Source organism: Streptomyces sp. NPDC050418 (genome assembly GCF_044458745.1).
Taxonomy (GTDB): Bacteria; Actinomycetota; Actinomycetes; order Streptomycetales; family Streptomycetaceae; genus Streptomyces.
Genome location: NZ_JBITIG010000004.1, coordinates 98,364 through 111,518 on the forward strand (window position 1 = coordinate 98,364; position 13,155 = coordinate 111,518).

The window sequence follows — 13,155 nt, forward strand, 5'->3', positions numbered from 1 at the left end:
CGCACCACTTACGGGCGCACCGCCCATGGGCATATCGCTTCCCGCCGGATCATCCGAGGTCACGGACATGGCGTACCTCCGTCGCACATACCTCGTAGCCGAACCACTTGTTGATCGCCAGCATCGGACCGTTGTCCGCGTCGTTGCCCGTGAACGCCTCGGTGTAGCCGGCCGCGCGGGCCAGGTGCAGTGAGCGGTTCTTGGCCAGCTTCGCCAGGCCGCGGCCGCGGTGGGCGCGCGCCGTGCCCGTCATCCCCGAGCCGTAGCGCGTGGCGCCGTCCGTGCGCGCCGCGGTGAAGGCGGCCGGCACACCGTCGGCCACGGCCACCACGCTCAGGTCGTGGTCGAGCAGCGGATCGCGCCAGGTCGAGTCCAGCCACTCGTCGTAGTCGTCGAGCACCGCGTCGATATCACCCGGCTCGTCGGCCGTGCACTCCGCGTCGAGAGCGAACAGCGGCCGCGGATCGTCCGCCCACCGGGACACCGGCACGAGCTCGACCCCGTCGGGCACGGGAGCCTGCGGCGGCAGTGTGCCGTCGGCCAGGTCCAGGCGCAGGAAGTGCGCCGAACGGCTGGAGCGATAGCCGCGGCGCTCCGCGAAGGAACGGTTCGCCTCTCCTTCGAGCACCCATGAATGGACCGTGTCGGCCCCGGCGTCCGCGACATGCTCCTCCGCCGTCCGCAGCACCACCGTGCCCACCCCGCGCCGCCGGTGCTCCGGATGGACGTAGACATTCGCGAAGCCCTGACCGGGCGTGGTGCTGTCGTGCGCGATACCGGCCTCGCCGCGCGCCACGATCTCACCGCCGCGCTCCGCGACGAACAGCCGGTAGTGGCTCGCCGGTGCCGCATGGGCGCTGTGCCACAGCATGGCCTCGGGTGTGGTCACCATGAACGGCAGGGCGGCCCGCACCACTTCGGTGGCGGCAGGGGCGTCCTCGGGGCGGAAGGCGCGGACGATGACGGTCATGAGTACGGACGTTACGTGCCGAGCCGGAGGGCCGCCTCCCCATTTACGTGCGGTAGGTATACGGGACTTCGCCGTAGGTATACGTGCGGTACACGGCCGCGGAGGACGGGGACACGGGGCGGGCGGCACCCGGGTACGGGCGGGCGTACGGACCGTGCGCGCCGGGGGCTGTCACAATCGGGCGCGTGACTTTGAAGCTCCGTATCGACCAGGGCGCAGCCGAGGCGCCGTACGAGCAGGTGCGCGCCCAGATCTCCGAGCAGGCGCGCTCGGGTGTGCTGCCGGTGGGCTACAAGCTGCCGACCGTGCGCGGTCTCGCCGAGACGCTCTCGCTCGCGGCCAACACGGTCGCCAAGGCGTACAAGGCGCTTGAGGCCGACGGCGTGATCGAGACGCGTGGGCGCAACGGGACGTTCGTCGCGGCGGCGGGTGGGGCGGCCGAGCAGAAGGCCGCGGATGCGGCCGCCGCGTATGCCGCCCAGGCCAAGCGGCTCGGTCTCGACCGGGCGGCCGCGCTGGCGGCGGTCGAGGATGCGGTGCGGGCGGCGTACTCCTAGGGAGCGGTGCGCCCGGAGCGGCTGCCCAGGAGATGCCGAAGCGGCACCCCTAGAGATACAGCCCCGCATCCGCCCCGTCCCGGGGATCCGGTACCGACGTCGGGGACACGCCGCGTCGCAGCGCGTACAGCTCGGCGAGGGTCGCGCCGTCGCGGCCCACCGACGAGGCCGCGTCGGGGAAGTCGGGGCCCAGCCAGTCCAGGGACTCCTGGCGGTTCAGGCCGCCCACCTCGATCCGGGCGAGACAGCGGCCCGGGCGGACGACCGCGGGGTGCAGCCGCTCCAGATCCTCGTTGGTGGTGACGCCGACGAGGACGTTGCGCCCCTGCCCGAGCAGCCCGTCCGTCAGGTTGAGCAGCCGTGAAAGGGCCTGGCCCGCTGTGTGCTTGGCCTCGCCGCGGATCAGTTCGTCGCAGTCCTCGAGCAGCAGCAGCCGCCAGCGCCCCTTGCCGGTGCCGTCCTCCTCGCCGATCGCGATGTCCATCAGATAGCCGACGTCCGTGAACAGCCGCTCGGGGTCGAGCACACAGTCCACCTGGCACCAGTCGCGCCAGGAACGGGCCAGGGTGCGCAGCGCCGAGGTCTTGCCGGTGCCCGGCGGCCCGTGCAGGAGCAGCAGCCGGCCCGCGATGTCCTCGGGCGTCGTCTTCATCAGCCGGTCCATCGCATCGGCCACGGGCGCCGTGTAGTTGGGCCGCACCTCGTCCCAGGTGCCGGCCGCGATCTGCCGCGTCGTACGGTACGGACCGCGGCGCGGCGAGACGTACCAGAAGCCCATCGTCACGTTCTCCGGCTGCGGTTCGGGCTCGTCCGCGGCATCGTCCGTGACCTGCTTGACGATCCGCTCCGCGAGCTCCGCCGAGGTGGCGATGACCGTCACGTCGGCGCCCCGCGTCCAGCGCGAGATGAGCAGTGTCCAGCCCTCGCCGTCGACGAGGGTCGCGGTCCGGTCGTCGTCACGGACCGCGCGCAGCACCTTCGCCCCGGACGGCACCAGATCGAGGCCGGGCTTGACGCGGTCGATCGACACACCGTGCGAGTAGGGCTGCTCGCCGGTGGCGAAGCGGGCGAGGAACAGGGCGTCCACGACATCCGAGGGCGAGTCGTTGTCGTCCATGGTCAGCCGGATCGGCAGAGACTGCCGCGGATCGTTGTCGGACATGCGCTCCATGATCCGGCACGGGCGCTCCGGGTGCACGGGATTTCCCATGGGGGCGGGCGAGGCTGGTCTGAACGGGTGTGTTACAGACCCGTCGCACCGGAGTGTGTGATTCCGTCAACTGCCCCGATTACGCTTGCCCGTTGATGGGACGTCATGGGTGGAAAACGGGGGCGAGGCGGTGGCGGTTCACCGCGCTGCTCGGCGTGGGCCTGGCCGCGTTGGCGCTGGTTCTCACGCTCAGTGCCATGCCGGACAGCAGCGGCTCGACCGCCGGCACGACCGCGGACGGCGACAAGGTGTGGGGCTCGCCGACGATCCCCACCGGTGAGCCGGCGGCCGAGCTCGGCTGGGGCTTCACACACACCGAGCACAGCGCGGACGAAGGCGTGGACGCCTCCGTCGAGCGGGCCCGCAAGGCCCTGGCGGGGCCGCGGCTGCCGCAGGTCCAGCACCTCATGGGCTGGGGCTCGGACAATCCCGAACCCTCGCCGGGCCGCTACCAGTTCGGCGAGATGGACGCCCGGATGGACTTCATCCGCGCCACCAAGTCCACGCCCGTCGTCACGCTGTGCTGCGCGCCGGACTGGATGAAAGGCGGTGAGCCCGGCGTCGAGAACGTCGACTGGGACAAGCTCGAAGTGCCGCCCGAACCGGAGCACTTCAAGGATTTCGCGAAGCTCGCCGCCACCGTCGCCAAGCGCTACCCGGACGTGCGGCACTTCATCGTCTGGAACGAGTTCAAGGGCTTCTGGAACGACGCGGAGGAGCGCTGGGACTACGAGGGCTACACCAAGCTCTACAACCTGGTCTACCGCGAGCTGAAGAAGGTCGACGAGGACATCCTCGTCGGCGGCCCGTATCTCGTGATGGACAGCCTCGACCCGCGCCAGAGCGAGAACGCCTCCGACGAGCTGAAGGGCCCCTGGGGCAGCGCCGACCAGCGTGTCCTCGACGCCTTCGACTACTGGAACAAGAACAAGGCGGGCGCCGACTTCGTGGTCGTCGACGGCTCCAGCTACACCGCCGACGACGAGCTGATCCCCGACGAGTTCGCCGCCACGCGGAAGTTCACCGACGTCAGCCGCTGGGTGCGCGAGCGCTCCGGCGGGCTGCCGTTGTGGTGGGCCGAGTACTACGTCGAGCCCGGCGACCACAACGACAACCGCGACGACTGGCCCGAGACACGCCGCGTCGCCGTCCAGGCCGCCGGGATGATGGCGATGGCCCGCGGCGGCACCAGCACCGCCTTCTACTGGAACCCGCAGAAGCGAGGCAAGAGCTGCTCCGGCTGCCTGTGGACCTCCACCGAACTCGACGACGGCGGCAGGCCGTTGCCGATGCTCGACCTCATCGAGCGGTTCGCGAAGGAGTTCCCGCCCGGTACGCGGTACGAGGACATCACGCCCGCCACCGAAGGCGCACCGGTGAGTGTCCTTGCCGACGACAAGGCGCTGCTCGTGGTGAACACCGCCGACCGCACCACGAAGGTGACGGTCGACGGCGAGAAGCTCACGCTCGGCCCGTACGAGGTGCACTGGGCGCGCCGCTGACGGAGCACCGGGCGCGCCGCTGAGGCGCGCCCGGTCCACCTCGCTAGGCCAGGGTCAGGAACCGCTGCACCAGTGAGGCGAGCAGCACCGCGAGCAGCGGCAGGGCGAACCAGTACGTCGACTGCAGCCACTGCAGCTGCCGTACGCTCGGCGGCGCCGCGACCCGGACCACCTCGCGCACCGCGAGCAGGGCGATCAGGGCAATGGCCGCGAGCGCGCCTATCACCGACCACGGGGTCCAGGTGACCTGCGGTCCGATCGGTCCCGGATCGGCCTTCCGCACCTCGTCGTCCGGCTGCTGCCGCAGCGTGTACAGCGTGGCGTCCCCGTTGCTGTACGCCCGTTTCAGCTCGGGCCGGTCGTCGAGGTTGTTCATCAGCCGCTTGTCCCAGCTGCGCGGATAGCCGCCGTCGAGGTTGAGCGTGATCGTCTGGCCGCGGTTCACCATCAGATACGAGTTGGGGCCCGCGTCCCTGAGTGCCTTGACCAGGCTGCCCACGAGGACCGGGTCGAGGGGCGCGAGCGTCGGGCGGTACTCGACCTTCTCCATGTCCTGCTTGCCCCAAGGGGCCGCCGGAGTCACGTTGTTGACCTCGTCGTCGGTCAGCCAGAGCAGCCGTACGGTCGGGTCCGAGTGGTCGTAGACGTACTCCATGGCCGCGACCTCACCGGGCCTGACCCGCTCGAACGGCTCGTTGCCCCAGCGGGCGATGAGGAAGCCGCCGATCAGGAGCAGGCCTGCGAGCAGGGCCGCGAGCGGCGCGAGCGTCACACGGTCGCGGTCGCGTTCCTGCGCGGTGATCCCGGTGCGCGGGAAGAGCGCGAGGCCGGCCAGGAGCGCGGCGCCGGGGAGCGCGAACATGAAGACACGCAGCGCCATCTCGCCGCCGTACGACTGCATGCCGAACGCGAGGAACGGCACGAAGGTCAGCACGAGCAGCGAGCGCTCCGCGTACAGGTAGTTGCGGCGGCGCCACCAGCCCCAGCAGGCGAGCCCTATGACGAGGCCGGCCAGCGCGACCCGCGAGTACAGGACCAGCTGGTGGGTCGAACTGCCGCCCACGATCCGGCCGGAGACGGAGGAGGTGACATTGCCGCCGACGCCGCCGACGCCGCCGAACAGCTCGTCCAGGTGCCCCTGCCAGTACGGCTCGGCGAGGAAGCCGACCCAGACCGTGACCAGGATGCCGAACAGGATCGGCAGTCCACGCAGCTCGGAGCGGCCGACCAGGACCAGGACCGCCATCACACCGAGCATCACGAAAGGCGTGAGCTGGTGCGCCGGCACGGTGGCCGCGAACAGCGCTATCAGTACGAGGACGAGCGTGGCCCGCTGGCCGCGCGTGGTCGGCAGGACCTCGGCCTCGCCCGGACGCCGCTTGGCCCAGAGCATGCCGGGCGCGCGGAACCACACGAGGAGGACCGCCACGAAGGCGATGTAGAGCAGATACGTGAAGCCCTGCGGCGAGAAGTAGTCCTGGCCCACCCAGCCGCTGAGCACGAAGATCCAGATACCCGCCCACTTCGCGCGCCAGCTCGCCCGCATCGAGCGGACGAGGAGGAACATCGGGGCGAGGTAGGCGAGTTGGAGTGCGAGCGGCCACCAGCGGATGACCTCGCGCAGGTCGCTGACGCCGCAGGCCTCCGCGATGAACGTGGCCACGGCGAAGAAGCCCGGCCAGCTCCAGCGCGCATCCAGGTCGGGCACCGCGGAGCCGGTGCGGTCGATGTACTCCATGAAGCCGAGGTGCTGCCAGGCCGTCGCGAAGCGCGGCTCGGCCTCGATCACGGCGGGCAGCGCGTGCAGCGACACGAGCGTGCCGAGCAGTGCGAGCGTCAGGAGCAGCCGGTGCGGACGTTCGTGCCACAGCAGCGAGGCGAAGGTGACGACGAGCAGGGCGGCGCCAAGCAGGGTCGCGGGCGGCAGGACGGAGATCAGGCCGAGCCCGTTCATCGCGTCGAGATCCGAGTCGTCCATGCGCAGGACGGGGATCCAGTACAGGCCGAGGGCGACGGCGAGCAGCAGCCCGAGCGCGGCCGACCGCCCCGGGTGCTTCGGCTCGGCGACGGCACGGCGCGGCTGCTCAGGCACGGCGCCGCGCTGCGGGGGAGTGGAGGCCTGCGCGCGAGGCGGCGAACTCGCCATCCCCGACGGCACCTTGGACCGCTGCTCCCGTACGACAGGCGCCTGCTGCGGCTCCTCACTCGCCTCGTGCGAGGGCCCGGAGGCGGCGGCGGAGGCCTCGGACGGCGCGGATGGCGCGGACGCGGATGGCGCAGGCGGCGCGGGCGGCAGCGCGGAGTTCAGCCGGAGGGCCCAGGTGGGCCGGTGATCGCCGGGAGCGTCCTCGGCCGCCGCGGACGGCTCGCGGCTCGGGCCGCCGTTTGCATCGGAGGGTCCGGCGTCGTCGATGGCGTCGCCGGGGGGCGCGTCATCGTCGTGGGCCGGGACGGTGGCGTCGGTCTCGTCGGACGGGACGGTGACGTCGGCCTCGTCGTGTGTGGCGGTGGCGGTGGCGGTGGCGTCGGCCTCGTGGCCGGTGGCGGTGGTGCCGTCGGCCTGCTCCCCACCGGAGTCGGCCTCGTGTGCCTCCTCCTCGGCGGTGGTGGTCTGCGCCTTCCGTACGGAATCGGCGACTGCCTGCGCCTCCGGTACGGAGTCGTCGGTGCGCGCAGCGTCCTCGGTGTGGTCGCGGGGCGCGTCCGCGGAGTTTCGCGTGCCCTGCGGGTCACCCCGCACCTCGCCCCGCACATCGCCCTGAACGGCGTCCTGAACGGCGTCCTGAACGGCGTCCTGAACGGCGTCACCGGGCTCGTCGCCTCCGGTGCGTGCCACATCCTCCGGTACGGAGTCACTCACCTCGCCCCGTACGGACGCTCTCTCCTCGCCCCGTACGCGCTCCTGCTCCCCCCGTACCCGCTCCTTCTCCCCCTGCACGCGTTCCTCCTCCCGCCGCCGCAAAGGCTCCTCGTCCGACCCCCCGTCGGTCCTCTTCGCCGACCATGACGGACCGTCGCCCGAGGCGTCCGGTACCACCGACCTGACCTGTGAGGGGCCGGGCGAAGAGGCTGCTGTGGTGCCATGTGCCGCCCAGGCCGGGCCCTCGGCCGGGCGCGGGCGCGTGCGTTGGTGCGGGGCGCGGGGCGACTCGACCACCGGGATACCGCCCGCCGGGGTGCCGGGGCCGGGGCGGACGTCCGGGCGGCGCTCCAAGTGGTCGATGTCCACGGGCAGCGCGAGCTGCAGCGTCTCCGAGTCGAGTGCCGCGCGCAGCGCCCACGTGGGCCGCCGCACCAGCGGCCCCAGCGTCATGGTGGTCTCGCTGCTGGGCGCCGCGACGGGCTCGGGCGCCGTCGCCGGCGCGGGCGCGGTGGGGGCCGAGCGGACGACCCCGTACAGCTTCACGGCCGAGATCGCGGCGATCACCGTGAGGCTGGAGACCTCCGCGACACCGGCGCCGGTCAGCCCCATCCGCGGCAGCAGCACCAGCGTGAGACCGAGCACCAGGACGCACAACGCGCCCTGCAGATAAGCGAGTCCGGACGTACGGCTCTGTGCGCGCAGCACCGCGAAATACGTCTCGATGATCACGCGCAGCAGTGCGCCGACCGCGAACCAGCGCAACAAGGGTGTGGCCGTCTCGGCGTACCCCGCACCGAAGACGCCGAGGATGTACGGCGCCCCGAAGAACAGCACCGCGCAGACCGGCAGCATGATCCGCGCCATCCGCTTCAGTGCGGCACGGCAGTTGGCCGCGAGCCGCCCCGGGTCGTGGGCGCCCTCGACCGTCAGCGAGGCACCCATGTTGATCGCGAGCAGGTTGACGGTGCCGCCGATGGTCGCGGTGATGTAGAAGTACGCGTTGTCCGCCGAGCTGACCTGCGCCGCCACGATCACGGGGATCAGGTACACGACAGCCAACGAGAACAGTGAGCCGGTGTAGTCCCCGGCGAGGAATCGCCCCATCTCCCGTACCGACGGCGGCTGGGAGGTGTCCTTCGTGGCCTGCACATGCCGCGGCACGAGCCGCCGGAACACCAGCCAGCCCAGCGGCAGCACGGAGACGGCGATGGCCGCGACCCACGAGACGAACACCCCGGCCGTCGGGATCGCCGCCGCGAACGCGAGCAGCAGCACCAGCTTCACCAGCGAGAACACGGTGTTGCCCACCGGCACCCACAGCGCGTTGCGCAGCCCCGTGAGCACCCCGTCCTGCAGCGTCAGCAGGGACCAGGCGACCACGGCGAGCACGAAGCCGAGCCCGGGCAGCGGCCCGTCGAGGAACGCGAACGACGGCCCCCACAGGCCGAGCGTCAGGACGAAGATCCCCGCGGCGAACGCCACGGCCAGCGAACTGCCCGCATACGTACGGAGGATGAGCTTGCCCGTGGTGCGTCCCGCGACCGGGATGAACCGGGCGAGCGCCCCCGTGAGTGTGAGCGCCGCGAGCCCGGCGATCAGCTTCATCGCCGCGATGGCCGCCGACCCCTGGCCGACCGCCGCGTCCGAGTAGTACCGGGCGGCGGCCAGCCAGAAGCCGAGGCCGAGGACGGCGGAGATGCCGGTGTTCAGCATCAGCGCATACGCGTTGCGGAACAGCGGACTGCCGCCGCCCGAGGGCAGCCTGAGCTTGCGTCCGGCAGTCGCCGACCGTCGTCCGGCGGCTTCGTTCACCTCGGACGCTGCCTGGGCGGTGGTCGTGTCAGACACGGGTGAGGCCGGCCTTTCGGCGGAGCTTGCGGGTTCTTCGGACGAGGGCGTACCCCTTGGTCAACGCACGGTCCTTCGCGAAGGTTCGGGCCACACCCGAGCCCTCCACGCAGCGCGCGAATTCCTCGATGCCGGTGGTCCGGCGCACGGTGAGCCGCTGCAGCGCGTACGGTCCCTGACGGCGGCGGGCCAGACGGTTGCCGACCGCGAGGGCCTGGCCGTAACCGGTCGCGCGGACGAGGCGGCGCACTGCCGCGTCCGAGTAGCCGTAGGGATAGGCGAACGAGTGCGGGGCACCGCCCGTCTCGTCGGCGAGGATCTCGCGGCAGCGGAGCAGCTCGAACCGCAGCGCGTCCTCGGAGAGCTGGTCGAGCTGCGGATGCGTATGGCTGTGCCCGCCGATCTCCAGACCCGCGTGCGCGAGCTCCTTGACCTGCGGCCAGTCCAGCATCGTGTCGAGCGCGCCCCCGGTGTCGTACGCGCCGCGCAGCCAGCCGGTCGTGATGAACACCGTCGCCGTGAAGTCATGGCGGGCAAGCGCCGGCAACGCGTGCCCGTGCACCCCTTCGTACCCGTCGTCGAACGTGATGAGGACGGGCCGGGACGGCAGCGGGCGCCCCGACCGCCACGACGCGGCGAGCCGCGCCGTGGTGACGGGCGTGAACCCGCCCGCGGCCAGGACTTCCATCTGCTCCGCGAAGCTGTCCGGTGCCACCGACAGCTCGCGCGTCGCGGCCGCGGGCGCGTGCGCGACCGCGTGGTACATCAGGATCGGTACCGGCTGACTGCTCATGCCGCGGCCCCCTCGCCCCCGGCGTCCTCACCATCCCGCAGGCCGGTGCCGGACACCTCGGCAATGCGGAAGCCCCCCCTACGGGCCCGGACGCTCCCGATTACGTACCCACCGGCAGCCGCGGCCACTCCGGCCACGATCGCCCCGGCCCGCCCGGCGCCCCCGCGCCGGCCGAGCGCCGCGTCGCGCAGCCCGCGGGCCACGCCCGCCGGCAGGACCCGCGTGGTGTAGCGGCGCTCGGACTCGAGCCCCTTGTCGCTGCCGACACTTCGGGCCACGAGCGCCTTGGACAGGCCCTCCGCGTACGTCCTTGTACGGAAGTAGCCGAAGCGCTCGCGGACCGAGGGCACGCGGTGGTGGATCACCGCGCGGTCGTCGATCAGGAGCACCGCCTCGGGCATCGCGCGCGACAGACGGATGCAGAGCTCCGTCTCCTCGCAGCCGAGCGGCCGCTTGTCGCCGTCACGCCCGATCCCGGTCGCGAAACCGCCCGCGACCGCGAAGGCCGTGCGCCGGAACGAGGCATTGCCGCCCAGCACGTTGCGCACCCGGACCAGACCCTCGGGCAGTCCCTTGTACGTACAGCCCACGACCCAGTCGAACTCGGCCGGGAACCACGCGGGGCGGCGGCCCGACGCCCAGATGGGCATCGTGCGGCCGCCGACCGCCATCACGTCGGGATCGTCGTAGGCCTGCGCGAAGTGCAGCAGCCAGTCGCGCTCGGCCACCGCGTCGTCGTCGAGGAAGGCGATCACCTCGCCGTGCGAGGCGGCGATCCCGGTGTTGCGTCCGGCGGACAGGCCGCGGGGGCCCGCGTTCGCGAGCACCCGCACCTGGTCGCCGGCGTCCTTGAACTCCTTGGTGAGCCGCTCCAGAAGAGCCTCGTTGTGATCCACCACGAGAAGCGTCTCCAGCGCGGTCCACGACTGCGCCCGCACCGAGGAGACCGCCGCGAGGATGTCCTCCCAGCGCTCCTCGGTGTACACGCAGATCACCACGGAGATGCGCGGGTCTCTCAAGGCCGCTCGCCCCTCTCGCCCCTCTCGCCGAGCTCGCGCACCGGCTTCAGGGCGACGAACTGCCCGCGCCGGCGCCGCTGCTGGCGGTCGGCGCGCTCCTTGAGGATCACCTTGAGCACCCGGAACCCGTCGCGCACGGCCCGCAGATTGCTCGCGCCGTGGATGCGGACGTACTCGTGGCTGGGGATCTCCTGGACCTTCAGACCCGCCTTGACGACCCGGATGTTCATCAGGGTCTCGACCTCGAAGCCCGTGCAGTCGAGGTCGATCTTGTCGAGGCAGTAGCGCCAGAACGCGTTGTAGCCGTAGCAGAGATCGGTGTAGCGGGCGCCGAACTTGCGGTTGACCGCCGCGCACAGCGCCCAGTTGCCGAGCTTGCGGACCGGCGTCATGTCGTCGGTGCCACCGCCGTTGGCGAAGCGGGAGCCCTTGGCGAAGTCGGCGCCGGAGACGAGCGCGGAGACATAGGAGAGGATCTCGTGGCCGTCGGCCGAGCCGTCCGCGTCGACCATCACGATGATGTCGCCGGTGCAGGCCGCGAAGCCGGTGATGAGGGCATCCCCCTTGCCCTTGCCGCGCTGCGTGACGACCTTGACGTCCGGCCAGAGCTTCCTGGCGACGGCGACGGTGTCATCCGTGGAATTGCCGTCGACCAGGACCACTTCATGGATCCAGTCCGGCAGGGTCTCGAAGACGTAGGGGAGATTCTCCGCCTCATTCATGGCGGGGATCACCACACTCACCGGTGGCGCTATGGCCAGGTGAGTGGAGACCGGACGGTACTGGTCGGGTATTCGTCCGGCCTTTGCGGAATGGCCGTTCTCGGACGGCGTGATTAATGGATCTTTGCCCGGGACCGCCGGGCGCAGAAAAGAACTCATGAGTCAGGTCCCTCTCGTCCGGTGGACCGCCCGCCCCCGGGCAGTCCGGATGAGTTTCCGGTTCGAAAGGGGGGTTCTCACCCGAAGGCATGACGGCATGAACTCCCGGCACACCGGATGAGCTGGCTTGTGCTGCCGCGCGGCGCGCGCTTCGGCAGTGGTGCGATCACCGAGCACGGCACCCCCCTACCGCGCCCCGTACCGGGATCCATCGCGGCCCCTGGCCCTCCCCTGGGTCCGAAATACGTGATGGTCCGATGCGGGTGGATGTAAGACGGTATTGATGTTTGGGACTGTATGGCAAGACCTGGAACGAGGTCTTACGTTTTTGGCACCAATGCCTCGGTTTCCTGGAACTTCGGCCGACACATACGGAGTTATCCGTTCCTTGTATGTGTCCCTGAAACGGACGTCCGCGTCTTTCGTGATCGCAGCCGTCCCGCGGTCTTCAGCAATTTGTCGGCGGGCGCGAAAAGCTCCGGCCGGTTCTGCACGGTGTTGCGCAGGGCGCGGACGGGGGCGCGGCGCGCCCGGTGTCCGATCGCCACCGGATGACGGCGTGTCACCCAGCCCTCGGACACGGTGAGATCCCGTGTCTTGAGGGAGTCCTTGTATTCCTTGGTGCCGCGTCCGAGATCGAGATACGCGATCCCTTCCGCGGCCGCGGCCTGTGCCATCCGCAGATGGAGCAGCAGTCCCGGCGAGTACTTCGCGAAGTCCGGGTCGTACGCCGGGAACCAGCACGCGAGCACCCGCTCCGACTGGAGCCCGAAGTGGGCGGCGACCGGGCGGTCCGCCGCGTAGAGCACGGAGAGCCGGCCGGCGAACGTGTCCGTACGGGTGTGGAACAGCCGGTCGAGCAGCGCGTTGATCCACGGCTTCGCGAAGCGGTCGCTGCGGCCCGTCCTGCGGTACTGCGCCGACTTCCACTCCTTGAGCGTGCGCAGCGCCGCCGGATCCCGCTCGTCGTGCACGTACCGGAGCTCCGGATGGTCGCGCCCGAGCCTGCGGTCCTTCGCGAGCGTACGGCTGGTGAACTTGGGGGAGCGGACCCGCAGTTCACGCAGATACGCCGCGTACCCCTGGTCGATGTCCATCACCGGAGAGTCGAACGCACCGGTCCGCGTGGCCTCGAACGCGGGCTGCCGCTCCACCAGATGGTCGTACTCGAATACGGCGAGCGAGCAGGCCTTCAGCAACTCCTCGGCACGCCAGGTGAACCCGGGCCGGTGCACGATGCCCTGGCAGTCGGAGAGCCCGAGCCCGACGGCCCGGCCGACGCCCGCGAGCGTCCGCTCGTACGGGAAGAACGCGGCGGGCTCGCCGGCCTCGCGGACCACGGCGATCCGCACCCCGCGCCGCACCCGGCCCACCGCGAGCGCGAACTCCGGTGCGAGGAAAGGGTTCGCGAGGCCCGGCAGGCCGTGCAGGTGCGCCTTGGACTGCAGAGCGCTCCACGCCGCCCGGTCGGCGGCGGTCAGCTCGCCGGGGCGGTACACGCTGATGTCCATG

At 71.1% G+C, this 13,155-nt stretch carries 9 protein-coding genes; 2 read left to right on the forward strand and 7 right to left on the reverse strand.

From position 1 onward, the window contains the following. Positions 1-49: 49 nt before the first annotated feature. Positions 50-970, reverse strand: a complete 921-nt coding sequence (locus ACIBI4_RS10695; protein WP_399203332.1) for a GNAT family N-acetyltransferase — start codon at positions 968-970, stop codon at positions 50-52. Between the two features lie 185 nt (positions 971-1,155). Here ACIBI4_RS10695 and ACIBI4_RS10700 point away from each other — a divergent pair, with 185 nt between their 5' ends. Continuing rightward, positions 1,156-1,527, forward strand: coding sequence for a GntR family transcriptional regulator (locus ACIBI4_RS10700; RefSeq protein WP_399203333.1), 372 nt, complete (start codon positions 1,156-1,158; stop codon positions 1,525-1,527). Between the two features lie 49 nt (positions 1,528-1,576). On the opposite strand, the gene ACIBI4_RS10705 is transcribed toward ACIBI4_RS10700, so the two are convergent. Then, complete coding sequence (locus ACIBI4_RS10705) at positions 1,577-2,689, reverse strand: DUF5925 domain-containing protein (RefSeq protein ID WP_399203334.1); 1,113 nt, start codon at positions 2,687-2,689, stop codon at positions 1,577-1,579. A 143-nt stretch (positions 2,690-2,832) separates the two neighbouring features. On the opposite strand from ACIBI4_RS10705, the gene ACIBI4_RS10710 reads away from it, so the two are divergent. Beyond that, complete coding sequence (locus tag ACIBI4_RS10710; RefSeq protein ID WP_399203335.1) at positions 2,833-4,239, forward strand: xylan 1,4-beta-xylosidase; 1,407 nt, start codon at positions 2,833-2,835, stop codon at positions 4,237-4,239. 43 nt (positions 4,240-4,282) lie between these two features. Here the strand turns inward: ACIBI4_RS10710 and ACIBI4_RS10715 are convergent, their stop codons facing one another. The 5 genes from ACIBI4_RS10715 to ACIBI4_RS10735 all read right to left on the reverse strand — a co-directional run bounded on the left by ACIBI4_RS10715 (position 4,283) and on the right by ACIBI4_RS10735 (position 13,154). Beyond that, positions 4,283-8,950, reverse strand: a complete 4,668-nt coding sequence (locus ACIBI4_RS10715; RefSeq protein ID WP_399203336.1) for a polysaccharide biosynthesis C-terminal domain-containing protein — start codon at positions 8,948-8,950, stop codon at positions 4,283-4,285. Next, a complete protein-coding gene (locus tag ACIBI4_RS10720) occupies positions 8,943-9,743 on the reverse strand; it encodes a polysaccharide deacetylase family protein (RefSeq protein WP_399203337.1) in 801 nt (266 codons plus the stop codon). The genes ACIBI4_RS10715 and ACIBI4_RS10720 overlap by 8 nt, the downstream gene beginning before the upstream one ends. Next, positions 9,740-10,762, reverse strand: coding sequence for a glycosyltransferase family 2 protein (locus ACIBI4_RS10725; RefSeq protein ID WP_399203338.1), 1,023 nt, complete (start codon positions 10,760-10,762; stop codon positions 9,740-9,742). Before ACIBI4_RS10725 ends, ACIBI4_RS10720 begins: the two co-directional genes overlap by 4 nt. After that, positions 10,759-11,643, reverse strand: coding sequence for a glycosyltransferase family 2 protein (locus ACIBI4_RS10730; RefSeq protein WP_399203340.1), 885 nt, complete (start codon positions 11,641-11,643; stop codon positions 10,759-10,761). Before ACIBI4_RS10730 ends, ACIBI4_RS10725 begins: the two co-directional genes overlap by 4 nt. 377 nt (positions 11,644-12,020) lie before the next feature. Beyond that, entirely contained in the window at positions 12,021-13,154 is a 1,134-nt protein-coding gene (locus ACIBI4_RS10735; RefSeq protein WP_399203342.1) for a GNAT family N-acetyltransferase, read from the reverse strand. Between the last annotated feature and the right edge of the window lies 1 nt (position 13,155).

Bases quoted from the DNA above. Each gene is read 5' to 3' on its own strand.
- ACIBI4_RS10695 (WP_399203332.1), bottom strand. From the start codon at position 970: ATGACCGTCATCGTCCGCGCCTTCCGCCCCGAGGACGCCCCTGCCGCC.
- ACIBI4_RS10705 (WP_399203334.1), bottom strand. From the start codon at position 2,689: ATGTCCGACAACGATCCGCGGCAGTCTCTGCCGATCCGGCTGACCATG.
- ACIBI4_RS10710 (WP_399203335.1), top strand. From the start codon at position 2,833: ATGGGACGTCATGGGTGGAAAACGGGGGCGAGGCGGTGGCGGTTCACC.
- ACIBI4_RS10720 (WP_399203337.1), bottom strand. From the start codon at position 9,743: ATGAGCAGTCAGCCGGTACCGATCCTGATGTACCACGCGGTCGCGCAC.
- ACIBI4_RS10730 (WP_399203340.1), bottom strand. From the start codon at position 11,643: ATGAGTTCTTTTCTGCGCCCGGCGGTCCCGGGCAAAGATCCATTAATC.
- ACIBI4_RS10735 (WP_399203342.1), bottom strand. From the start codon at position 13,154: ATGGACATCAGCGTGTACCGCCCCGGCGAGCTGACCGCCGCCGACCGG.